The following is a 21,822-nucleotide window of genomic DNA, read 5'->3' on the forward strand; positions in this document are numbered from 1 at the left end:
GTACGGCATGATCGGCGCCCGGAGCCGGCGTGGGCCGGCCGGCGGCCTGAGTGCGGGGGAGAGACCGGTGACCGACGAGCTTGTCCGGGTGTACCTGCCGGCGACCGTGCCGATGCTCGGCCGGCTGCGGGACGAGGGCCTGTCCGCCGAGGCGGCGCACTCGGTCACCCCGGAGCTGCGCGAGTGGTACGCCGAGGGCGACGAGGAGGAGCTGGAGTACGTCGCCTTCACCCGGGCCGCCCAGGACGCGTTGCTCCTGCTGCGCGCCGACGCCGAGGCGCCCCGCCGGCGCGTGGTGGTCTCGGTGGACCTGCCCGCCCGGGCCGTCGGTCGGGCCGGCGGCGAGCTGGGCTCCAGCGTGGTGGGGCTGGCCGGCCCGGTGCCGGTCAGGTCGGTGGCCGCGATCCACGTGGACGGCGCGGAGGCGGTCGAGGACGTGACCGCGGCCGTGGCGGTGGTGGCCGAGGCGCAGGCCGGCGACCCCGACGCCCAGTTCACCGTCGACGGCGTCGAGGACCACGAGCTGGAGTGGTACGACGTGACCGAGCTGGACCTGCTGCTGCGCGAGGTCGGCTGAGGCCGACCGGCTCAGGAGGCCGGCTCGTCCTCCTCCTCGACCGGGCGCGGGCCGAGCGTGCGTCCGAAGACGATGAGCGTGGTCAGCGCGCCCACGAAGAGCACCCAGATGCCGTTGTCGACCCGCGACGTGCCGAGCGCCGTCTGCGCCACCTGGTCGGCCTCGCTGAGCGCGGCGGCCAGGTCGAGCAGCCCGCGCCCGCCGATCCGGATGATCACCTCGGTGAGCAGCAGGAGCAGCCCGGCGCCGGCGCCGGCCACCAGGTACGCCGGCCAGCGCAGCGGCGCGGCCGCGCCGTGCCGACGCTCCGCGCGGCGGCGGGACCAGGCCAGGTAGAGGTAGGCGACCAGCCCGGCGACCAGCCCGGCGAGCAGCGACTCGGTGCGGGACACCCACTTGGCGGCGTCCAGCACCGACTGCTGGGTCTCGCCGGCGCCGAACAGGTCGGAGAGCGGATCCCGGGCCCGACTGAACAGCACCACGAAGACCTGCGCGGCGAGCGTGGCGGCGGCGATCGCGGCCACCACCCGGGCCTGCCGCGCCCCGGCCGCCGCGCCGCCGATGATCGCGGCGGCGGCCGTGGTGCCGGCGATCGTGTTGGTGGTGGCGTTGTCCGCGTACGTGAGGTTGATCGCCACCGCGGCGACGAGCCCGACCAGCAGGCCGGCGCCGACGGTGGCCAGGAAGCGCAGGGTGGCGCGGCCCAGCCGGTTGGTGGCGGCCAGCGCGACCGTGGCGCCGGTGACCAGCGCCGCGGTGATCACGCCGGGGAGCGCGTACGCGGAGAGGCTGATCGCGGTGACCCCGGCGGCGGTCGAGGTGATCGCCTCCCGGGTGGACCAGAGCATGGCCGCCAGCCAGGCGATCGAGAGCAGGGCCAACGGCAGCGCGCCCGGCGCGTACTCGGGTCGCCCGACCGCGGGGGCCACGTCGACGACCTGGGGCTGGTCCGGCTCCGCGGCCGTGGAGCTGCCGGGCTGGTTGCTCATCGTCTCCCTTTCGACGGACGCCGGATCGGCCGCGCCGGGCCGGGCGGGTCACCGGTCATCCAGCGTACGCGGCGCGGCCCGCCCTCCCGGACGGGCGGGCCGCGCGCCCCGGTGCACGTCACCCCGGCCGACGTGGCGGGTGCCGACGGTGTCGACCGGGGCGCGAGGGCGGGCCGAGGCCGCCGATGAATCGTCGACCGCGCGCGACCTGTGCCGACGTTTCGTCGGTTCCGGGCGGGAATGGACCGACGGTCCGAAGAGGGGGAGTCCGTCCGGTGTTCGGTGCCGCACCCGGGGAGCCCGGGTCGGCGACGGCGCCGCATGAAACAATCGGCCCAGGTCCCGCCGCCGCGACCGGTCCACCACGCGGTGTCCGGCGCCGGCCGCCCGGCCGCGCTCGCGGGACCGGTTTCGCCACCGCCGTCGAGATCGCACAGGAGCCTGTGATGGACGCCGTGTTCTCCGTACCCGAGCCGCGCAACGAGCCGGTCCACACCTACGAGCCCGGCAGCGCCGACCGGGAGCGGCTCCAGCGGCGGCTGGCCGAGTTGGCCGCCGACCGGATCGAGCTGCCGATGACCATCGCCGGCGAGCAGCGGATGGCCGGCGGCGAGTCGATCGACGTGGTGCAGCCGCACAAGCACGCGCACGTGCTCGGCGTCACCGGTCACGCCACCCACGACGACGCGCGGGCCTCGGTCCGGGCCGCCAAGGACGCCGCGCCGATGTGGCGGGCGCTGCCGTTCGAGGAGCGGGCCGCGATCTTCCTGCGCGCCGCCGACCTGCTCGCCGGCCCCTGGCGGGACACGCTCAACGCGGCCACCATGCTCGGCCAGTCCAAGACCGCGGTCCAGGCCGAGATCGACGCCGCCTGCGAGCTGATCGACTTCCTCCGCTTCAACGTCCACTTCGCCCGCCGGCTCCTGGCCGAGCAGCCGATGTCCTCGTCCGGCGTGTGGAACCGCTTCGACCACCGGCCCCTGGAGGGCTTCGTCTACGCGGTCACCCCGTTCAACTTCACCGCGATCGCCGGCAACCTGCCGTCCGCCCCGGCCATGCTCGGCAACACCGTGGTCTGGAAGCCGGGCCCGACCCAGCAGTTCGCCGCGCACTTCACGATGCGCCTGTTCGAGGCGGCCGGCCTGCCGCCCGGTGTGATCAACATGGTCACCGGCCGGGGCGAGGAGGTCTCCGACGTGGTGCTCGCCGACCCGGATCTGGCCGGCATCCACTTCACCGGCTCCACCAAGGTCTTCCAGCACCTGTGGAAGACCGTCGGCGACAACATCGCCCGCTACCGGGGCTACCCGCGCCTGGTCGGCGAGACCGGCGGCAAGGACTTCGTGGTCGCGCACACCAGCGCCGACGTGGACGCGCTGCACACCGCGCTGATCCGGGGCGCCTACGAGTACCAGGGCCAGAAGTGCTCGGCCGCCTCGCGGGCCTACGTCCCCCGGTCGCTGTGGGAGGGCGGGCTGCGGGACCGGCTCGCCGCCACCGCGGAGTCGCTGACCTACGGCGACGTGACCGACTTCAGCAACTTCGGCGGCGCGGTCATCGACGACAAGGCGTTCGGTCGGCACACCGCCGCGCTGGAGCTGATCAAGGGCGACGACAGCTGTCGCGTCCTGGCCGGCGGCACCGCCGACGACTCGGTCGGCTGGTTCGTCCGCCCGACGCTGTTCGAGTGCTCCGACGCCGCGCACGAGACCTTCACCACGGAATACTTCGGCCCGATCCTCGGCGTGCACGTCTTCGACGACGCCCGCTTCGACGACGTGGTCGCCCAGGCCGAGTCGATCGCGCCGTACGCGCTGACCGGGTCGATCTTTGCGAACGACCGCCGGGTGGTCGACCAGGTGGCGGAGAAGATGCGGTACGCGGCGGGCAACTTCTACATCAACGACAAGCCGACCGGCGCGGTGGTCGGGCAGCAGCCGTTCGGCGGCGCCCGGGCCAGCGGCACCAACGACAAGGCGGGTTCCTGGCACAACCTGGTCCGCTGGACGTCGCCGCGGACGATCAAGGAGACCTTCGTCCCGCCGACCGACCACACCTACCCGCACATGGGCTGAGGCGTCCGGAGAGGCCCGTTCCGACGTGGGGCGGGCCTCTTCCTTACCCGACAGTGCACATCGGACCCGCCATCGGGTGGCGAAAACGGCAAATCCTGGACGCCAGAGCCGACAAAGTGGCAGCTTAGAGGGCATGGCGGAATCCGGAGTCAACCCGACGGCGGCGGCCCTGCTGGGCCTGCTGCACGACGGCCCGATGACTGGCGGCCAGTTGATGGCCGCCGCCGAGCGCCGGCTGGCGCCGTACTGGTCGATGACCCGCAGTCAGGTCTACCGGGAGCTTCCCGTCCTGGCCGAGAAGGGTCTGGTGCGGCTCGGCAAGCCCGGGCCGCGGATGAGCCAGCCGTACGCGCTGACGGCGGCCGGGAAACGGACATTTTCCCGCTGGCTGGCGGAGAATCCCGGCAAGGACACCATCCGTAACCCGATAGCGCTACGGATGGCGTTCGGCAACCTGCACTCGGCGAGCCAGCTCAAGAACCTGTACGCCTCGGCGAACGAGTACCACACCGAGGCGCTGGCGGCGGTGCGGGAGCAGGTCAAGAACGCCAAGAAGGAGGGCGACAACTACGACGCCAGCGCGCTGGAGTTCGCGGTCGCCTACCACAAGGCGGCGCTCTCCTGGCTGAAGACCGCGCCGGTCGGCTGACCACCTGCAACAGGTTGACGGACCCACGCAGTAGTGTTGTGTGCCGTGACCGCTGCCGATTACGCCGAACAGCTCAAGGAACTCGACGCCACGCTGCGCAACATCGAGGCCGTGCTCGACCTCGACAAGCTGCGCGAGCAGAAGGCCCGCCTGGAGCAGGAGGCCTCCGCGCCCGACCTGTGGGACGACCAGGCCAAGGCGCAGCAGGTGACGTCGCAGCTGTCGTACGTCAACGGTGAGATCACCAAGCTGGGCGACCTGCGCTCCCGGCTCGACGACGCCGGGGTGCTGCTGGAGCTGGCCCAGGCGGAGTCCGACCCGGGCGCGCTCACCGAGGTCGAGTCGGAGATCACCGGGCTGACCAAGGCCATCGAGGAGATGGAGGTCCGCACCCTGCTCTCCGGCGAGTACGACTCCCGGGAGGCGCTGGTCGCCATCCGGGCCGGTGCGGGCGGCGTGGACGCGGCGGACTTCGCCGAGATGCTGCTGCGGATGTACCTGCGCTGGGCGGAGCGCCACGGCTACCCGACCGAGGTCTACGAGACCTCGTACGCCGAGGAGGCGGGCCTGAAGTCCGCCACGTTCACCGTGAAGGTGCCCTACGCCTACGGCACGCTCAGCGTGGAGTCCGGCACCCACCGACTGGTGCGGATCAGCCCGTTCGACAACCAGGGCCGCCGGCAGACCAGCTTCGCCGGGGTCGAGGTGCTGCCGGTGGTGGAGCAGACCGACCACATCGACATCCCCGAGAACGAGATGCGGATCGACGTCTACCGGTCCTCCGGCCCGGGTGGCCAGTCGGTCAACACCACCGACTCGGCGGTCCGGATCACCCACATCCCGACCGGCATCGTGGTCACCTGCCAGAACGAGAAGTCCCAGCTCCAGAACAAGGCGTCCGCGCTGCGGGTGCTCCAGGCCCGGCTGCTGGAGCGCAAGCGGCAGGAGGAGCAGGCCAAGATGGCGGGCCTGAAGACCGACGCCGCCGGCTCGTGGGGCGACCAGATGCGGTCCTACGTCCTGCACCCTTATCAGATGGTGAAGGATCTGCGTACCGAACAGGAGACGGGCAATCCGTCCTCGGTCTTCGACGGCGAGTTGGACAGCTTCATCGAGGCGGGAATCCGCTGGCGGAAGCAGCAGCAGCTCACCGCTGACGGTGCGTGATCACGGTCGGACGCAGCGCGTCATCGATCTCGGTCTGACCGGGTAAATCGATGACGCGCACCGCATCCCCGGGGCGGGGGGCTTGGCTCTGCGGTTACACCGCGTAGACTACCGACCCGTGATTCAGCTTGAGCAAGTGACGAAGACGTACCCGAAGGCGTCCCGGCCTTCGCTCGACAACGTGTCCGTCTCGATCGAGAAGGGCGAGTTCGTCTTCTTCATCGGTCCATCCGGCTCCGGCAAGTCCACCATCATCAAGTTGCTGCTGCACGAGGTCACGCCCAACAAGGGTCGCGTCGTCGTCAACGGCAAGGACGTCACGTCGATGCGTTCCTGGAAGCGACCCCACTTCCGGCGTTCCATCGGCTGTGTCTTCCAGGACTTCCGGCTGCTGCCGAACCGCACCGCGTACGAGAACGTGGCGTTCGCGCTGGAGGTGATCGGCAAGACGAAGGCGGTGGCCCGTCGGGTCGTGCCGGAGGTGCTGGAGCTGGTCGGTCTCGGCGGCAAGGAGCACCGCTACCCGCACGAGCTGTCCGGCGGCGAGCAGCAGCGTGTCGCGGTGGCCCGGGCGTTCGTGAACCGGCCGCTGATCCTGCTGGCCGACGAGCCCACCGGAAACCTGGACCCGGACACCTCGATCGAGATCATGCGCCTCCTGGACCGGATCAACCGCACCGGCACGACCGTCGTGATGGTCACGCACGACTCCAACATCGTGAACCAGATGCGGCGCCGGGTGATCGAGATCGAGAGCGGCCGCATCGTGCGCGACCAGGCCCGCGGCGTCTACGGCTGAGCCGCTGACGATCCGTAGACCCTGACGACGAACACCTCACGCCGGAGAGCCGGAGGAATATCCCGATGCGGATGAAGTACGTCCTGTCCGAGGTACTGGTCGGACTGTGGCGCAACGTCACCATGACGGTCGCCATGATCATCACCATGGCGGTGTCGCTGTTCATGCTGGGCGGCAGCGGCCTTCTGTACCAGAAGGTCGGCGACATGAAGGATCTCTACTACGAGAACGTCCAGGTCTCGATCTTCCTGAAGACCGACATCCAGGAGCAGCAGCGGACCGATCTGAAGACCAAGCTCGACGCGGACCCGCTGGTCAAGAACGTCACGTACGTCAACAAGGACGAGGCGTACAAGCGCTTCCAGCAGATGTACGCCGACGCGCCCGACCTGGTCAACGCGGTCAAGGCCGACCAGCTGCCGGAGTCGTTCCGGATCACGCTGAACGACCCGCAGCAGTACAAGCAGATCTACGACCAGTACAAGACCGCCGAGGGCATCGACACGATCGTCGACCAGTCCAAGCTCCTCGACAAGGTCTTCGGCGTGCTCACCGGCATCCAGAACGGCGCGCTCGCGCTCGCCATCGTGATGGCCGCCGCCGCCCTCCTGCTGGTCGCGAACACCATCCAGGTGGCCGCGTACAGCAAGCGGCGTGAGGTCGCGGTCATGAAGCTGGTCGGCGCGTCCAACTGGTTCATCCAGGCGCCGTTCGTGCTGGAGGCGGTGGTGGCCGGCCTGATCGGCTCCATCCTCGGCCTGGTCGCGCTGATCGGCGTGAAGACGCTGGCGGCCGGCAGCTCGATGGCCGCGCTGGAGGGGCTGATCACCCCGATCTCCTGGTCCGAGATCTTCCTGACCTTCCCGCTGATGGCCGCCGTCGGTGGCCTGGTCAGCGCGATCACCGCCTGGGTCACGCTCCGCTTCTACCTGCGGGTCTAGGTACCGGTACGGCTCTCCAAGGGCCCTCCCGCGCCGGAATAAACGGCGCGGGAGGGCCCTTGTGGTTCCGGTAGCATGATCTCCGCTTGCCTGCCGCTGGCCGGGAGCCGATCAGGAAGGGGGTGGCGCCGATGCCACGGGAAAAGGGTCGCAAGGTGGTCGCCTCCAACAAGAAGGCGCGGCACGACTACGCCATCCTCGACACCTACGAGGCGGGCATGGCGTTGACCGGCACCGAGGTCAAGTCGCTGCGCGCCGGGCGGGCGTCGCTCGTCGACGCGTTCGCCCAGGAGAGCGGCGGCGAGCTCTACCTGCACGGCATGCACATCCCGGAGTACACCCAGGGCACCTGGACCAACCACGAGCCCCGGCGCACCCGCAAGCTGCTGCTCAACCGGCTGGAGATCGACCGGCTGATCGGCAAGACCCGGGAGGGCGGGCTGACCGTCGTGCCCTTGCAGGTCTACTTCTCGGACGGCTGGGCCAAGGTCGAGATCGCCCTGGCCAAGGGCAAGAAGTCGTACGACAAGCGGCAGGACCTCGCCAAGCGCGACGCCGACCGGGAGATCCGGCGCGTCGCGGGTCGGCGTGGCAAGGGCATGGGCGACTGATTTGTCGGCTTTGTCCGGGTCGGCGCGCCTGGGCCGGGGCTCGGGATGAAACCCGTTGCGGCAGGCGTTAGGCTTGTCAGTGCCACCAGCACGGTGGCCTGTCGAGGGGGTGACTGGTTTCGACTTCGTACGCAGCGACAGGGGAAGCGAGCCGAGGAAGCCGACGTCGTCTCGAGAATCGGTCGTCGGAAACCAATAAGCGCCAAGAACAATCGCGCTGACTTCGCTCTCGCCGCCTGAGGCGAGTAGCAAGTCTGTCGGCCTGGGAGCGCCTTCGACCCAGTTAGCCGGCATCAGCTAGAAGGCTGGCCAATCGGACCCGGTCGCGGGGTCCGTGCGGCGAGATCAATCAGCGACTGGGCCCGTCACACCAACTTGCTCGCGTGAGCGGTGGGGCCGAGTAGAGGCACAGCGAGCTGCGCTCGGAGAAGCCCTGACAAACCGGCGAAGGACCCGGGTTCGATTCCCGGCACCTCCACCACCTTGACCTGTGCGCCCCGGTCCTCCCGGACCGGGGCGCACAGTCGTCTCCGCCCCCGGCCGGGTCCCCTGAGGTCCCTGGGGCGGATGAGGCGAATGAGGCGTCGCCGGCGGCTGGACAGGACGGCCGGCCGGGTTCACCATCGCGGTATGCGATAGCACCGCAGGCCGGGAGGTGCCCCATGGCCACCAGTCCGATCCACCAGCCGACCACCGTGCTCGGGCGGGCGTTGACGGCGACCGGGGAACCCCGCTGGCGGGAGCGGTTGATCGTCCATCTCGGTCCGGTCCGGCAGGGCTTCACCGAGCACGTCCGGATCACCGAGGGCCCGGCCGGCCGCTACGCCGACCTGCTGCGCACCGCGCCCCGGCTGCACCGGGGCGTTCGTCTGCTGGTGGACGAGCACGCCGCGATCGTCGCGGCGCTGGCCGCGCTCCAGCACGCCGTCGGGTCGTCCGCCGTCTCCGCCGAGGAGGTGCGGGAGCAGGCCGGCAACCTGTTGCGCGCGCTCGACCGGCACCGGCGGCGCGGCGCGGACCTGCTCTGGGAGGCCTACCAGGCCGACCTCGGCGGTGGGGACTGACCGGGAACCGGCCGGGAGGCGGCGTCGTCCAATCCGCATGCGCCGATCGCTCGCCCTGCTCGGGCTGCCGATGCTGGTCCTCGCCGGGTGCGCCACGCCCGACGCCGGTCCGGGTGGCACCACGTCCACCGAGCCGGGCGCGACGACGTCCGCCGTGCGGAACCAGCACCCCGCGTTCGACCGGCGGGCGCAGGAGGTGGCCGCGCGCTGGCGCCCCGCCCCGAGGTGGCGCACCGGCTACGTCCCGCTCCAGGACGCCACCGTCCTCGTCGGCGACCCGGGCTTCACCCCGGAGACGGACCTGGCGTTCGCCTCCGGCTGGTACCGGGACCAGATCCCGATGCCGACGGCCGTTCCGCCGGACGGCTCGATCCGCTTCCCCGACGGCGAGCTGCGGGTGCCGCTGGTCAGCGCGGCCGACGCGTACGCCCAACTGGACCAGGGCGACCCGCCGCCGTGCGACGGCCGACCGCGCGAGCCGCGGCTGGGCCAGCCCGGCTGGCCGGAGCCCGGTGGCCCGACCGTCGAGCCGGGCCCGGACGACCCGGTGTCGACCACCGCGCCGACCCCGTGCGTGCCGCTCACCGTGACCGCGGTCCGCCTGGGCAGCGCGCCGGTGTGGACCAGCCGGGGCGCGGCCGACGTGCCCGCCTGGCTGTTCACGGTGGAGGAGCTGGCCGTACCCGTCGCCCGGCTCGCGGTCGCGCCGCGCGCGGTCGGCACCGTCGGCGGCGGCGCGGCGGACACCGGGCCGCTGCCGGCCGGCCTCGTCGCGGCCCAGGAGCTGCGGGCGGTGGACGGGAACCGCCTCGACTACGTGGTCGGCGTCGGCGCCTGCGACGGCGCGCCCACCCCGCTCGTGCGGGAGGGCCCGGACGCGGTGGTGGTCGGCGGCTCCGTGGTCCCCGCCACCGGGGTCTGCACCATGCAGCTCGTGCAGAAGCCGGTGAGCGTCACGCTCTCCGCGCCGCTGGGCGGCCGGGCCGTGCTGGACGTCGGCACCGGCGCCCCGCTGGTCGCGCGGCCCGGCTGAGGTCACAGGATCCGGGGCACCTCGGTGCTGATCGGCACCGGCAGCACCGTGGGGCGGTCGGCGGCGAGCGCGGCGGACAGCGCCGGGCCGAGCGCGTCCAGCGACGTCACCACCTCGGCGGCGCAGCCGTAGCCGCGCGCCACCGCCGTCACGTCCAGCCCGGGCAGGTCCAGCGCCGGCACGCCCGGGGTGTGCTTCAGCTCGGCGAACGCCTTCAGGATCGCGTACTGCTGGTTCACCGGGACCACCACGGCCAGCGGCAGGCGCAGCCGCGCGGCGGTCCACAGCGCCTGCACCGAGTAGTGCACCGAGCCGTCGCCGACCACCGCCACCACCGGGCGGCCGCGCCCGGTGTCCCGCTCCGCGAGCGCGAGGCCCACCGCGGCCGGCAGCCCGAACCCGAGGCCGCCGCTGGCCATGGTGAAGTACGAGCGGGGCCGGTCGACCCGCAGCCGCCGGCGCAACGCGGCCAGGTTGGACGGTGACTCCTGCACCAGCACCCCGTCCGCCGGCCAGACCGCGGCCAGGGCCGCGAACAGCGCGTCGGCGTCCGGCGGCTCGCCCGGCTCCGGCGGGGCGGGCTGTTCCCGGGGCGGCGGCGCGGGCCGGCCGACCGGCGGCAGCATCTCGATCAGCGCCGTCATGGTCAGGCCGGGATCGCCGAGCAGGCTCTCCCCGACCGGGGCCCGGGCCGCCTCGTCGGGGTCGTCGGTGACGTGCAGCAGCCGGGCGTCGCCGGGCAGGTAGTCGCCGGGCACGTGCGGGTAGTAGCGAAACACCGGAGCGCCGACCACCAGCACCGTGTCGTGGCCGCGCAGCGCCTCCGACAGCGGCCCGATCGCGTACGGGAGCACGCCCCGGAAGTGCGGGTGGCGCTCCGGGAAGACGGCCCGCTCCGGCGCCGGGGCGGCCCACACCGGGGCGGCCAGCCGCTCGGCCAGCGCGACGGCGGCCGGCCAGGCGTCGGCCCGGTCCACGGCCGCGCCGAGCACCAGCACCGGGGCGCGGGCGTCGGCCAGCGCGTCGACGAAGCCGCGCAGCCGGTCCGGGTCCGGCGCGATGCGGGTGGCGACGGTCCGCACCTGCGGCGGCGGGTCGGCGTTCCGGTCCCAGTCGTCCATCGGCAGGGAGAGGAAGACCGGCCCGGCGGGCGGCTGCACCGCCGAGGCGTACGCCCGCATGAAGGCCGCGGGGATGTCCTGCGCGCGGGCCGGCTCGTGGGCCCACTTGACGTACGGCTGGGCCAGCTCGACCGCCCGGGGGCTGGCCAGCCGGGGCTCGATCAGCAGCATCTCCCGGGTCTGCTGGCCCGCGCTGACGATCAGCGGGGTCCGGTTGTGCCAGGCGGTCACCAGGTTGCCCATGCCGTTGCCGGTGCCCGGCGCGGTGTGCAGGTTGACGTGGGCGGGCCGGCCGGTGCCCTGCGCGTAGCCGTCGGCCATGGCGACCGCCGACGCCTCCTGGAGCGCGTGCACGTAGTGGAAGTCGGCGGGGAAGTCCTGGAGGAACGGCTCCTCGGTCGAGCCGGGGTTGCCGAAGACGGTGGTCAGCCCGAGCGCGCGCAGCAGGTCGTAGGTCGCCTCGCGCACCGTCGCCATCGCCGGCTGCCTCCGTCCCGGGCCGGGCCGCCTCCCGACCCACCGAATCTAACGGGCGGAAGCCGACTTTTCGGGCGCTTCGCCGGGGCTCAGGGCAGCGGGAACGGCAGCGTGATCCCGTCCAGCGCGCCACCGCACGGGCAGTCCCGCTCGGTCGGCAGCGCGGCGACCGCGTCCAGCAGCAGCCCGCGCAGCCGGTCGGTGTTCTCCGCGAAGACCCGGAACACCTCCTCCTGGGTGACCGACTCGCCCGCCTCGACGCCCGCGTCCAGGTCGGTGACCAACGCGATCGACGTGTAGCAGAGGGCCAGCTCGCGGGCGAGCACCGCCTCCGGGTGGCCGGTCATGTTCACCACCGTGCCGCCGATCGAGGCGAACCAGCGCGACTCGGCCCGGGTCGAGAAGCGCGGGCCCTCGACCACCACCACCGTCCCTCCGTCCACCGCCGGCACGCCCCGACCCGCCGCCGCGTCCAGCAGCGTCCGCCGCCCGGCCGGGCAGTACGGGTCGGCGAACGACACGTGCACCGCGCCCCGGTCGTAGTAGGTCTGCGCCCGCCCGCTGGTGCGGTCGACGAGCTGGTCCGGCACCACGAACGTGCCCGGCCCCAGCTCCGGCCGGAGGCCGCCGACCGCGCACGGCGCCAACACCTGGCGTACGCCCAGGGAACGCAACGCCCAGAGGTTGGCCCGGTAGGGGATCCGGTGCGGCGGGTGCCGGTGGTCGCGCCCGTGCCGGGGGAGGAACGCCACCCGGCGACCGCCCACCTCGGCGACCGTGATCGGGTCCGAGGGCGCGCCGTACGGGGTGTCCACCACGTGCTCCACCCCGTCCAGCAGGGCGTAGAGACCCGACCCGCCGATCACCGCCAGTTCGGCCTCCGCCGTCATCCGGCCCTCCCTCGATCCGTCGCGATCACCCGCCGGTCAGACCTTAGCCAGCGGGCGGGGCGCAGGCTATGGTGCGTGACATGGCGTTGACAGCGTGGACGGTCGACGGCGTCGGGCCCGCGCGGGCGCACGGCTGACGGGTGTCGGACATGCAGGGTGAGGGGCAGGCGATCGGTGGCCGAGCCATGGAGTCGATGACCGGACGGCTGCTGGTCGCGACACCCGTGCTCAAGGATCCGAACTTCGACCGCACCGTCGTGCTGCTGGTCGCCCACGAGCCCGGCGGCGCCCTCGGCGTGGTGCTCAACCGGGCCACCGAAGTGCCGGTGGCCGACGTGCTGGGCGACTGGAGCGACCTGGCGCGGGAGCCGGCGGTGCTCTTCGAGGGCGGCCCGGTCCAGCCCGACTCGGCCATCTGCCTGGCCCGGATGCGCCACCCGGTCAAGCCGGTCAAGGGCTTCCACCGGGTCTCCGGCGCGGTCGGCACCATCGACCTCTCGGTCGACCCGGCGAAGCTGCGGGACGCCGTCGGCGGGATCCGGGTCTTCGCCGGCTACTCCGGCTGGGGCGCCGGGCAGTTGGAGCGCGAAATCGAGGAGGGGTCGTGGTTCGTGCTCGACGCGCTCCCCGGCGACGCCTTCGTCGACCGCCCGGACGATCTCTGGCCGATGGTGCTGCGACGGCAGGGCGGCATGATGGCCGCGGTGGCCCACTTCCCGCCCGACGTGGCGCTGAACTGACCGGGCCCGGGGGTGACCCCCCGCGAGATGACCATGCCGAACGGCGTGTGTATAGTTCTTCCCGTGCCCGGGCGACCGGGGACGACCGCAAGGGGCCGTGGCGCAGCTGGTAGCGCACCACACTGGCAGTGTGGGGGTCAGGGGTTCGAGTCCCCTCGGCTCCACCTTGTGTTTGTGCAGGTCAAGCGGCACTTCTCATCGAGAGGTGCCGCTTTTCTTGATCTTTTGGTCACAGATTTCGTCACGGCTGCGCCCCACACCCCACCCGGGCGACACGATCGACCACCGGTTCCGGGCCGCGCCCTACCTGGTACAGATTGCATCTGTCCGGTTCTGGGCGCGTCGTCCTCACCACTTGTGTGCGGGTCTTGACGCCGAGAGATGGTGATCTTAGCGTCCTCGATCACTTGGCTCGTGGATGCGGGGGCGGGACCCGGCTGCCGCCCCGGCCCTGGGTGGGGGGCGGCAGGTCCGCGCAAAGTCGTCGACCCATGGATGGTGAGAGGGCGGTGGGCTGCGCGCGCATCTGCGTCCTCCCACGGATCTCGCCATCGCGGACTGTGCCTGGCCACAGATGCGCCGACGAATGTACTAGCGTCGAGGGAGTGAGGAACCGCGCTGCGAGGTACGAGCCACTGACGGTGGCGCGCCTGGGTGCTTTGCTCGTCGGGTCCGACGAGACGCGACGATGGCGGCTGGTGGCGGAGTTTCTCGAGGAGTACCGCTGGGAACCAGCCGAGAAACGCACCGTGCTGCTGGACCAGGAACCAACGCCTACCGGTGACGAGCGTTGGGATGTATTCCTCGCGGCACTGACGGAGCACTTGGCGGCCGGTGACGGGCGGGGTGCGCCGTCATGGGTCGAGACCCGGTCGCTCCGGCGGTTCTGGTTCCCCTTCAACACCCGTGCCGCTCGGGTCGACGCGGTGGTGCACGCGCCGGCAGCGTTCCGTCGTCGGGGCGTGTACGTGTCGGCGCAGGAGTTGAACGTCGCGTGAGCCTTGATGATCCACTGCTGGACCGCTCGGCGATCGAGGATGCCTTCCGCCGACTCGGGGACCGGCTGGCGAGGCGGGGCGTCGTGGCGGACCTCTACATCTTCGGCGGGGCGGCCATGGCACTCGCCTACGACTCCCGGCGGGCCACTCGGGACATCGACGCCGTGTTCCAACCCCATGGCATCGTGCTCGACGAGGCTCGTGCGGTAGCCGATGAACTCGGCCTGCCGCACTGGTGGCTCAACGAGCAGGCGAGCGCCTATGTCGCTCCGGGAGGCGACGCGACGGCTCCGCGCGTGTTCGACCACCCGGGCCTGCGCGTGGCGGCGGCCTCTCCGGAACATCTGTTGGCCATGAAGGTGCTTGCTGCACGGCGGCGGGACGCCGAGGACATCCGCTTCCTGGTCAACCATCTCGGGTTGACCAGCACGGAGCAGGTCCTCGCTCTGTATGCGGAGATCTTCCCGGAGGAGGAGGTCCCTGGCCGGGCAAGACTCGTGCTCGACGACGTCTTCGACGACTCGTAGCTCTGCCATCGTGCTTCGAACGCCGTACGGGAACTGCGTGGACCCGGCTGCGTCGGCTCGTCGGCGATCGTCGCGGTGTGGTTTGCACGGCGGTGCCTCCGGTCCACCCTTGAGCCGACTCGGTCGGGGGTGCCCCAGTTTTGACTGATGGACGCGTGGAGCGCAGAACTATCCGTCGCTCCGATCTGCTCCCGTATGTTGTCGGTGCACTGCTGGCTCCGATCTTTCCGATCGCGATGGTTGTGCACACGGTGGCGCGTGAGCAGCCCGGGTATGGGCTTGCTCTGTCGCTGGCGATTTCTGTCGGTGGACTGTGCATCGCCTACCTTGCAGGACCAGCCGCTACGTTCACCGTGCTGCCAACGTCCATCCGGGTGGCAAATCCATTCATTCGATTTGAGGTGCCTAGGCATCTATTCGAAGGGTTCGACTTGTTGGAGACCGTTTCCGTGCGCCTGCTGGTGCAGGGAAGTGAACCAATAACGGTCCAAGCGGCCCTCCCTGGGCTCAGCACCGCGCACAGCAGAAAGCGCCTACTGCGCGGTCTGTATGGTCTGCAGGGCTGCATTGATGATATTCCTCCCCGGCCATCCTGCGGAGGTATTTCGAAGCGCATGAGGCTGGGAAACATTGCCGCAGCAACGTCGGCGCTGGCAGCATTTTTCGGGGCCGCCTGGTATGTGGTCGCAAACGCCGCCTTGGGGTAGAGGTCGTAGCGGGTCCTCGGCGTGAGATGGCCGTTTGAAAAAAAACTTGATCTGATACGTGCGAGGTTCCCCCGGTAGCTGGCCGATGCGAACCAAGACACGAGGAGGGCCGGTAGTGGAGAGCCCGTTCGGCCGGCGAGAGGTGAAGCTGGTCCTCTGGGTTGTCCTGGGCACCCTTCTCGTCGGCGCAGGTATCCTGCTCACTGTTCGGCTGCGCGAGGCGATCGACGAGCGGGTTCGCGTCGGCGCCGAGACGACAGGCGAAGTGGTCCACATCGAACGGTTCAGGATCACGCGTTCGTTCTCCGCCAACAGGCTGACGGTGGACTACACGTTCGACGGCGTGCGGCACCGGGAGCGGTTCTCCAGCGAACTCGACGAGAGTGAGTTCCGCGTCGGGGAGTTGCTCGACGTACGCGTCGACCGGACGGATCCGACCCGGGCTGCCACGCCCGACGGGTATGCGACGGAGGATCTGCTCCTGCAGGTGCCGACCCTCCTGGAAGGCCTCGGCATCGTCGTGATCTTGATCTCGCTCGCGTTGATCAGAACAGGCCCCCGGCGCGATTAGGTTGGCGGGTGGAACTCGACTGCCGCCCCGGCCCTGGGTCGGGGCGGCAGGTCCGCGCGGAGTCGTCGACTCATGGCAGGTTTCGGTACGGTTCGGGCCTGGCCGTGATGAGACTCAGTCGCCGGCACGGCCGGTGAGCGCCAGGGCCCAGCAGAACGCCGCGAACCCGCCCGTGCTCGCCAGCGCGCGGACCACGTTCCCGGCGACCCAGGTGGCCTCGAAGCGCGCCCGTACGGCACCGGGGTCGCCGAGCCGGTCCGCCGGTCCGGCCGCCGCCAGCGCGTCGTTCAACGGGACGTTGACGGCGACCGTGATGCCGACCGCCACCAGGTAGAGGACGAGCCCGGCGATGATCCACGGCAGCGCCGGGCGGCCGGCGCCCCGCCAGGCCAGCACCACCGACAGGGCGGCGAGCAGCGGCGTGCCGAGGAACGCCAGCAGGAACCAACCGTTGACGATGGTCACGTTGATCCGCTGCATCGCGTCCACGAACGTGCGGTCGTCCGCGCCCCGCAGCGCCGGCATCACGGCGTAGGCGAACGCGGCGAAGAGCCCGGCCATCAGCCCGGCCCCGACGGTGGCCCCGACCAGCGTCAGGTGCTGTACGAGTCGCATGTGCCCAGTCAACCGCCGCCCGGTGAGACGGCACATGGCCAGGACGCGCGAATGTGTGTGTAATCGTCTTCGTGGACGCCGTTGCCGGACTGCTCGACGGCCCCCGGGCCCGGGGCGCCTTCCTGCTCCGTTCGATCCTCACACCGCCCTGGTCGATGCTGGTCCGGGACGAGGCGCCGCTCACCGTGGTCGCGGTGGTCCGTGGTGACGCCTGGGTCGCGCCGGAGCAGGCCGAGACCGCGCGGCTCGGCGCCGGGGACGTGGCGATCGTGCGCGGCCCCGGTCCCTATCTCGTCGCCGACGACCCGGCCACGCCGCCCCAGGTGGTGATCCTCCCGGGCCAGCGCTGCACCACGCCGGACGGGCGCGAGCTGTTCGGGACGACCGGGCTCGGCGTCCGCACCTGGGGCAACGGTCCGGACGGCCCGACGATGCTGCTCACCGGCACGTACGCGGTGCAGGGAGCGGTCGGCCGGCGGCTGTCGGACGCGCTGCCCCCGCTGGCGGTCGTTCCGCGTGACTCCTGGGACACACCGCTGGTCCCGCTGCTGGCCGCCGAGATCGTGAAGGACGAGCCGGGCCAGGCGGCGGTGCTGGACCGCCTGCTCGACCTGCTGCTCATCGCCGCGCTGCGGGAGTGGTTCGCCCGGCCGGGCGCGGCGGCACCCGCCTGGTACCGGGCACACGCCGATCCGGTGGTCGGCCGGGCCCTGCGGGCGCTGCACCACGACCCCGCCCGACCGTGGACCGTGGCGGTGCTGGCCACCGAGGCCGGGATCTCCCGGGCGGTCCTGGCCCGGCGGTTCACCGCGCTGGTCGGCGAACCGCCCATGTCGTACCTCACCGGGTGGCGGCTGGCGCTCGCGGCCGACCTGCTCCGCGAGCCGGGCGCCACCGTCGGGGCGGTGGCCCGCCGGGTCGGCTACGGCAGTTCCTTCGCGCTGAGCGCCGCGTTCAAGCGCCGGTACGGCGTGAGCCCTCGCCGGCACGTGGACGCGCCTACCATGGCCGGATGACGGTCGACCTGTTCGCCGGCGTCCCGGTCCGCGACCGCGCGGTGGCCACCGCCTGGTACGACCGGCTGCTCGGCGGTCCGCCGGCGTTCCTGCCCAACGACACCGAGGCGGTCTGGGAACTCGCCGAGCACCGCTACCTCTACGTCGACGTGCGGCCGGAGCACGCCGGGCACGCCATGCACACCGTCTTCGTCGGCGACCTCGACGCCCGTCTGGCCGGGATCGCGGCCCGCGGACTGACGCCGGCCGACGAGGAGACCTACGACAACGGCGTCCGCAAGGTCGTCTTCCGGGACCCGGACGGCAACGAGATCGGCTTCGGCGGGGGGCCGGCCTGACCGACCTGCCGGGCGGGTGTGAGCTGCCCGACAGGGCCCCTGTTCATCCGGCGGTCGGTGGGTCGCCCCGCCGTGCCCGCGGCGGTACCGTCTCCCCGGGCCCGTCGGTCGGCCCTCGTACGGATGAGGGAGGGCGGGGTGCGGGATCGGGTCGGGCGCACGGTCGACGACGGCAGCGGCCTGCTCCCGTCCGACGTCCTGCGCCGTACCGGCGCCGAGGTGGCGGTCCTCGTCCTGCTCGACCCCGCCGGCACGCAGCTGGACCTGATCTACTCCGTCGGCATGGTGCCCGAGCTGGCCGAGACCTGGGCCCGTTTCCCGCTTGCCGCGCCGGTCGGCATCTCCCGCGCCGCCCGCACCGGTGAGGTGGTGGAGGCGGGGTCGTTCCGGGAGCGGCTGATCCGCTTCCCGGCGACCGCGAGCCTGCCCACTGCCGACGTCGAGGGCCTGGTGGCCGCACCGCTGTGGCACCCGGACGGCGACGGGACGGTCGTCGGCGCGCTCAGTCTCGGCTTCCGGGGCCACGTGCCGCCGGGCACGGTGGAGGCGGCGACCGGCCTCGCCGCGTACGCCGCCGGGCGGGTGCGCGCGGCCGGGCTGCGGCACGGTGCCCACGTGCCGGTCGCCGAGGAGCCCGGACCACCCGGCCCGTCGCCGGTGGCCACCCTCGGGCACGGCCCGGCGGTGTCCGCCATCGACCAGGCGTTGCTGGAGACGATCCTGCTCCACCTGCCGGTCGGGGTCAGCGTGCTGGACCGGGACCTGCGCTTCGTCATGGCCAACCAGCGGGCCGCCGAGATCAACGGCCGGCCGGCCGCCGAGCACCCCGGCCGGCACCTGCGCGAGGTGCTGCCGGAGCTGCCCGAGTCGTTCGCCGAGCAGCTCCGGCAGGTGATCGAGACCGGGCGTCCGCTGGTCAACCTGGACGTCGTCGGTCCCACCCCGGGACGACCCGGCCGGCGGCGGTGGCGGGGCAGCTACTACCCGGTGCACGGGTCCACACCGGTGGGCCCGGTCGGCATCGCGGCCGTCTTCGACGAGGTGCCCGACGAGGCGACGGTCGGCGTCGAGCAGCTCACCGCGGACCGGGCCACCATGCTCACCGCCCTCGACACGCTGGTGGAGAACGCGCCGGTCGGGGTGGCCCTGCTCGACACCGACCTGCGCTACCTCAAGATCAACCCTGTCCTCGCGGCGTGGAACGGTCGCCCGGTCGGCGACCACCTCGGCCGCCGGGTGCCCGACCTGTTCCCCGAGCTGGGTCCGGTCGTCGAGCCGCTGATGCGGGAGGTCGCCGAGACCGGCGCGGTCCGCGACGTCGAGGTGGTACGCGCCGGCCGGACGTACCTGAGCAGTTTCTTCGCGGTGCCGGGCGGCGGCGGGCGGGCCGGCGCGGTGGCCGTCCTCATCACCGACGTCACCTCGCGGCGGCGCGAGGAACGGCGGGCCCGCCGGGTGCAGGAGTTCACCGCCGCGCTCTCCCAGGCGGTCTCCGTGGCCGAGGTGGTCGCGGCGGTCCGGGACGGCGCCGGTCCGGCGGCCGAGGCGACCGTCGCGGCCGTCGCGCTCCTCGACGAGGCGGGCCGGCAGATCCGTTTCCCGCCCACCGGCCAGGAGCCCCCGTCGCGGTGGAAGGCGGTCGGGCGGGACGCCGTTCACCCGATCGCGGCCACCTTCCGGGCCGACGAACCCAGCTTCTACCCGGAGCTCGAACCTCTCCTCGACCGGTTCCCCGACGCCGCCGACGCGATCCGGAACAGTCCCCACCGGTCGTGGGCGATGGTGCCGCTGCGCGGACGGGGGACCGCCGCCGGGGTGCTCGTCTTCGGGTACGCCGAACCGCAGGAGTTCGAGCCGGCGCGACGGGACTTCCTGGTCACCCTGGCCGGTCTGGCCGGGCAGGCGCTCGCCCGGGCGCAGCTCTACGAGCGGGAGCACGCCACCGCCGTACGCCTGCAACGCAGCCTCCTGCCGTCGCGGCTGCCGGCGGTGCCCGGAGCCGAGCTGGCGGCGGTCTACCTGGCCGGCGACGCGGTGGGGGTCGGCGGCGACTTCTACGACGTGTTCCCGGTCGACGGTGCCGCCGGCCGGGAGTGGGTCCTCGTGGTCGGCGACGTCGCCGGCCGGGGCGTGGACGCCGCCTCCGTCACCGGCCTGGCCCGGCACACGCTGCGGATCACCGCGGCGCTGGCGGAGCCCGCCACGGCCCTGCGCCAACTGCACGCCCGGCTCCGGACCGACCCGGACGTGGACCGGTTCCTCAGCGTGGTGTGCGGGCGGCTGCGGCTGCGCGACGGCGGTGCCGACCTGGACGTGGCCTCCGGCGGCCACCCGCCCGCGCTGGTCCGCCGGGCCGACGGGCGGGTCGAGGTGATCACCGTGCCGGGCGTGCTGCTGGGCGCCTTCCCCGAGGTGCGGCTCGGGCGGCGGTCGGTCGCCCTCGAGGCCGGCGACACCGTGCTGTTCTACACCGACGGGGTGATCGAGGCGCGCGGGCCGGGCGGGCTCTTCGGCGAGGAACGCCTGGTGGAGCTGCTGCGCGACGCGCCGGACAGCACACCGCGGCAGCTGGTGGAGCTGGTGCGCGACGGGGTGGCCGCCTACCAGAGCGGCCCGGTCGCCGACGACATCGCGATCCTGGCGCTGCGCGTCGGCGGCTGAGGAGGGGCCACGTGGGCCCCTCCCCGCCCCCACCGCTCAGCGCGCCCGGTACGCCTTCGGCAGCCGCATGCCCCGCTCGGCCATGAGCTGCCGGACCCGGTTCGGATAGTCGGTGATGACGCCGTCCACGCCGAGGTCCATCAGCGCCGCCACGGTCGGCATGTCGTCGCAGGTCCACGGCACGACCTTCAACCCGCGTGCGTGCGCGTCCGCGACCATCTTCCGGTCCGGGTAGAACCGGAAGGCCGGGTCGGCGATCGTGCCGTTCTGCGGGAACCCGTAGTTCGGCGAGAGCGTGGTGACGCCCGGGATCGCGTCGGCGGCCCGGACGAAGTCGCCGCCGAAGTCGTCCACGTCCAGCCCGCCCAGCCACGGCGACGCGCCCGGCTTGCCGACCTGGAGGAAGTCGTAGTTGGTCAGCGCCACCAGCGGCCAGCGCGGCGCGAGCCGGTGCATCACCCGCAGCGCTCCCCAGTCGAACGACTGGATGGTGACCTGCCGCTCGATGCCCGAGCGCCGGATCTCCTCGAAGACCCGCCGGACGAACAGCTCACGCGGCGCGGTCTGCTCGGGCGCCCCCGCCTCCACCTTGGTCTCGATGTTGAGCGTGATCCCGTGGGCCCGGTAGCGCTTCACCAGGTCGAGCACGTCGCGCAGCTCCGCCATCCGGGCGCCGGCGACCTGCTCCTGCTCCGGGAAGCCGGGCAGCTGCTGGTAGCCGCAGTCCATGGTCCTGATCTGCGCCAGGGTCAGGTCCTTGACGTACTTCCCGACGTACGGGTACGCCGGGTCGCCCGGACGCACCGGCGCGGTGTCCCGGCACTTCTGCGCGCTGACCTGGCGGTCGTGCGTGACGACGACCTTCTCGTCCCGGGTGACCTGGGTGTCCAGCTCCAGCGTGGTGACGCCGAGGCGCATCGCCTTGGCGAAGCCGGCCAGCGTCTCCTCGGTGGTCATGCCGATGCCACCGCGATGGGCCTGCAGGTCGAAGTGGGTCCGCTGCGGCGGGACGCCGGGACGGTCGGCCGGCGTCGCGTGGGCGGCCGCCGGCACGGCCAGCGCCGCGCCGGTGACCAGTGCCGTCAGCACCTGACGGACGGACATGGAGGAACCTCCGCTACCTCGGTTGACGTTCGCGCAGCCGAAGGTAGGCGCGGAGACGGTGGCGGCCGTGGCGGCGAGGTGAGGGACGGGTGAACGGTCGCGGGCGGGCCGGTCCGTGCCGGTGGCCGGGCCGCGGCGTTCGCGGCCCGGTC

The 21,822-nt window shown here is 72.4% G+C and carries 21 protein-coding genes, 1 tRNA gene and 1 other RNA gene; 18 read left to right on the forward strand and 5 right to left on the reverse strand.

Translation table 11 applies throughout. The features are described from left to right. The first annotated feature begins 67 nt into the window (after positions 1-67). The gene (locus O7600_RS24025; RefSeq protein WP_281590759.1) at positions 68-577 is read left to right on the forward strand and encodes a hypothetical protein; all 510 of its coding nucleotides are present in this window, start codon (positions 68-70) and stop codon (positions 575-577) included. Positions 578-588: 11 nt separating this feature from the next. Here O7600_RS24025 and O7600_RS24030 read toward each other — a convergent pair whose 3' ends face one another. Continuing rightward, positions 589-1,566, reverse strand: a complete 978-nt coding sequence (locus O7600_RS24030; RefSeq protein ID WP_281590760.1) for a hypothetical protein — start codon at positions 1,564-1,566, stop codon at positions 589-591. A 446-nt stretch (positions 1,567-2,012) separates the two neighbouring features. Between O7600_RS24030 and pruA the strand changes: the two genes are divergently transcribed. The 9 genes from pruA to O7600_RS24075 all read left to right on the forward strand — a co-directional run bounded on the left by pruA (position 2,013) and on the right by O7600_RS24075 (position 9,905). Next, positions 2,013-3,641: an L-glutamate gamma-semialdehyde dehydrogenase gene (gene pruA / locus O7600_RS24035; protein ID WP_281590761.1), complete on the forward strand. Its 1,629-nt coding sequence runs from the start codon at positions 2,013-2,015 to the stop codon at positions 3,639-3,641. 133 nt (positions 3,642-3,774) lie between these two features. Then, positions 3,775-4,290 (forward strand): PadR family transcriptional regulator, encoded by a 516-nt coding sequence (locus O7600_RS24040; RefSeq protein WP_174529700.1) that lies wholly within the window; start codon positions 3,775-3,777, stop codon positions 4,288-4,290. Between the two features lie 45 nt (positions 4,291-4,335). Beyond that, a complete protein-coding gene (prfB, locus tag O7600_RS24045; RefSeq protein WP_091581541.1) occupies positions 4,336-5,457 on the forward strand; it encodes a peptide chain release factor 2 in 1,122 nt (373 codons plus the stop codon). A gap of 118 nt (positions 5,458-5,575) precedes the next feature. Continuing rightward, positions 5,576-6,256, forward strand: coding sequence for a cell division ATP-binding protein FtsE (gene ftsE / locus O7600_RS24050; RefSeq protein WP_013284225.1), 681 nt, complete (start codon positions 5,576-5,578; stop codon positions 6,254-6,256). A gap of 65 nt (positions 6,257-6,321) precedes the next feature. Then, the gene (ftsX, locus tag O7600_RS24055) at positions 6,322-7,197 is read left to right on the forward strand and encodes a permease-like cell division protein FtsX (RefSeq protein ID WP_281590762.1); all 876 of its coding nucleotides are present in this window, start codon (positions 6,322-6,324) and stop codon (positions 7,195-7,197) included. Positions 7,198-7,328: 131 nt separating this feature from the next. Beyond that, positions 7,329-7,808 (forward strand): SsrA-binding protein SmpB, encoded by a 480-nt coding sequence (gene smpB / locus O7600_RS24060; RefSeq protein WP_099164766.1) that lies wholly within the window; start codon positions 7,329-7,331, stop codon positions 7,806-7,808. Positions 7,809-7,913: 105 nt separating this feature from the next. Then, positions 7,914-8,289, forward strand: a transfer-messenger RNA (tmRNA) gene (gene ssrA, locus O7600_RS24065). 181 nt (positions 8,290-8,470) lie between these two features. Then, positions 8,471-8,872, forward strand: a complete 402-nt coding sequence (locus O7600_RS24070) for a hypothetical protein (protein WP_281590763.1) — start codon at positions 8,471-8,473, stop codon at positions 8,870-8,872. A 37-nt stretch (positions 8,873-8,909) separates the two neighbouring features. Further along, positions 8,910-9,905: a hypothetical protein gene (locus O7600_RS24075; protein WP_281590764.1), complete on the forward strand. Its 996-nt coding sequence runs from the start codon at positions 8,910-8,912 to the stop codon at positions 9,903-9,905. A gap of 2 nt (positions 9,906-9,907) precedes the next feature. Here the strand turns inward: O7600_RS24075 and mdlC are convergent, their stop codons facing one another. Together mdlC and O7600_RS24085 are read right to left on the reverse strand one after the other, a co-directional pair. After that, positions 9,908-11,503 (reverse strand): benzoylformate decarboxylase, encoded by a 1,596-nt coding sequence (mdlC, locus tag O7600_RS24080; protein ID WP_281590765.1) that lies wholly within the window; start codon positions 11,501-11,503, stop codon positions 9,908-9,910. A gap of 89 nt (positions 11,504-11,592) precedes the next feature. Then, positions 11,593-12,393 (reverse strand): S-methyl-5'-thioadenosine phosphorylase, encoded by an 801-nt coding sequence (locus tag O7600_RS24085; RefSeq protein ID WP_281590766.1) that lies wholly within the window; start codon positions 12,391-12,393, stop codon positions 11,593-11,595. Between the two features lie 149 nt (positions 12,394-12,542). Between O7600_RS24085 and O7600_RS24090 the strand changes: the two genes are divergently transcribed. From O7600_RS24090 to O7600_RS24110, 5 genes are all read left to right on the forward strand, one after another. Further along, on the forward strand, positions 12,543-13,133 hold the full coding sequence (locus O7600_RS24090) for a YqgE/AlgH family protein (RefSeq protein ID WP_091584149.1): 591 nt from the start codon (positions 12,543-12,545) through the stop codon (positions 13,131-13,133). A gap of 91 nt (positions 13,134-13,224) precedes the next feature. After that, positions 13,225-13,297: transfer RNA gene (locus O7600_RS24095), tRNA-Ala, on the forward strand. Positions 13,298-13,831: 534 nt separating this feature from the next. Next, on the forward strand, positions 13,832-14,131 hold the full coding sequence (locus O7600_RS24100; protein ID WP_157779131.1) for a hypothetical protein: 300 nt from the start codon (positions 13,832-13,834) through the stop codon (positions 14,129-14,131). Next, complete coding sequence (locus tag O7600_RS24105; RefSeq protein ID WP_281590767.1) at positions 14,128-14,658, forward strand: DUF6036 family nucleotidyltransferase; 531 nt, start codon at positions 14,128-14,130, stop codon at positions 14,656-14,658. Before O7600_RS24100 ends, O7600_RS24105 begins: the two co-directional genes overlap by 4 nt. Before the next feature lie 822 nt (positions 14,659-15,480). Then, positions 15,481-15,936 carry a DUF3592 domain-containing protein gene (locus tag O7600_RS24110; RefSeq protein ID WP_281590768.1) on the forward strand — a complete coding sequence of 152 codons (456 nt, stop codon included), beginning with the start codon at positions 15,481-15,483 and terminating at the stop codon, positions 15,934-15,936. A 114-nt stretch (positions 15,937-16,050) separates the two neighbouring features. Here the strand turns inward: O7600_RS24110 and O7600_RS24115 are convergent, their stop codons facing one another. Continuing rightward, entirely contained in the window at positions 16,051-16,551 is a 501-nt protein-coding gene (locus O7600_RS24115; RefSeq protein WP_281590769.1) for an anthrone oxygenase family protein, read from the reverse strand. A gap of 71 nt (positions 16,552-16,622) precedes the next feature. Between O7600_RS24115 and O7600_RS24120 the strand changes: the two genes are divergently transcribed. The 3 genes from O7600_RS24120 (at position 16,623) to O7600_RS24130 (ending at position 20,566) form a co-directional block, all read left to right on the forward strand. Then, positions 16,623-17,567, forward strand: coding sequence for an AraC family transcriptional regulator (locus O7600_RS24120; RefSeq protein ID WP_281590770.1), 945 nt, complete (start codon positions 16,623-16,625; stop codon positions 17,565-17,567). Beyond that, the gene (locus O7600_RS24125; protein WP_348651357.1) at positions 17,564-17,905 is read left to right on the forward strand and encodes a VOC family protein; all 342 of its coding nucleotides are present in this window, start codon (positions 17,564-17,566) and stop codon (positions 17,903-17,905) included. Before O7600_RS24120 ends, O7600_RS24125 begins: the two co-directional genes overlap by 4 nt. Positions 17,906-18,043: 138 nt before the next feature. Next, on the forward strand, positions 18,044-20,566 hold the full coding sequence (locus tag O7600_RS24130) for a SpoIIE family protein phosphatase (RefSeq protein ID WP_281590771.1): 2,523 nt from the start codon (positions 18,044-18,046) through the stop codon (positions 20,564-20,566). A 36-nt stretch (positions 20,567-20,602) separates the two neighbouring features. Here O7600_RS24130 and O7600_RS24135 read toward each other — a convergent pair whose 3' ends face one another. Continuing rightward, entirely contained in the window at positions 20,603-21,670 is a 1,068-nt protein-coding gene (locus O7600_RS24135; RefSeq protein WP_281590772.1) for a glycerophosphodiester phosphodiesterase family protein, read from the reverse strand. Between the last annotated feature and the right edge of the window lie 152 nt (positions 21,671-21,822).

Origin of the sequence: Micromonospora sp. WMMA1998, from assembly GCF_027497375.1 — a bacterium.
In the GTDB taxonomy this organism is placed as follows: Bacteria; Actinomycetota; Actinomycetes; order Mycobacteriales; family Micromonosporaceae; genus Micromonospora; species Micromonospora sediminicola.

Excerpts from the sequence above, each read along its gene's own strand:
- O7600_RS24090 (WP_091584149.1), top strand. The coding sequence starts at position 12,543 with ATGCAGGGTGAGGGGCAGGCGATCGGTGGCCGAGCCATGGAGTCGATG.
- smpB (WP_099164766.1), top strand. The coding sequence starts at position 7,329 with ATGCCACGGGAAAAGGGTCGCAAGGTGGTCGCCTCCAACAAGAAGGCG.
- O7600_RS24125 (WP_348651357.1), top strand. The coding sequence starts at position 17,564 with ATGACGGTCGACCTGTTCGCCGGCGTCCCGGTCCGCGACCGCGCGGTG.
- ftsX (WP_281590762.1), top strand. The coding sequence starts at position 6,322 with ATGCGGATGAAGTACGTCCTGTCCGAGGTACTGGTCGGACTGTGGCGC.
- O7600_RS24070 (WP_281590763.1), top strand. The coding sequence starts at position 8,471 with ATGGCCACCAGTCCGATCCACCAGCCGACCACCGTGCTCGGGCGGGCG.
- O7600_RS24115 (WP_281590769.1), bottom strand. The coding sequence starts at position 16,551 with ATGCGACTCGTACAGCACCTGACGCTGGTCGGGGCCACCGTCGGGGCC.
- mdlC (WP_281590765.1), bottom strand. The coding sequence starts at position 11,503 with ATGGCGACGGTGCGCGAGGCGACCTACGACCTGCTGCGCGCGCTCGGG.
- O7600_RS24085 (WP_281590766.1), bottom strand. The coding sequence starts at position 12,393 with ATGACGGCGGAGGCCGAACTGGCGGTGATCGGCGGGTCGGGTCTCTAC.
- O7600_RS24135 (WP_281590772.1), bottom strand. The coding sequence starts at position 21,670 with ATGTCCGTCCGTCAGGTGCTGACGGCACTGGTCACCGGCGCGGCGCTG.
- pruA (WP_281590761.1), top strand. The coding sequence starts at position 2,013 with ATGGACGCCGTGTTCTCCGTACCCGAGCCGCGCAACGAGCCGGTCCAC.
- O7600_RS24030 (WP_281590760.1), bottom strand. The coding sequence starts at position 1,566 with ATGAGCAACCAGCCCGGCAGCTCCACGGCCGCGGAGCCGGACCAGCCC.
- O7600_RS24075 (WP_281590764.1), top strand. The coding sequence starts at position 8,910 with ATGCGCCGATCGCTCGCCCTGCTCGGGCTGCCGATGCTGGTCCTCGCC.
- O7600_RS24040 (WP_174529700.1), top strand. The coding sequence starts at position 3,775 with ATGGCGGAATCCGGAGTCAACCCGACGGCGGCGGCCCTGCTGGGCCTG.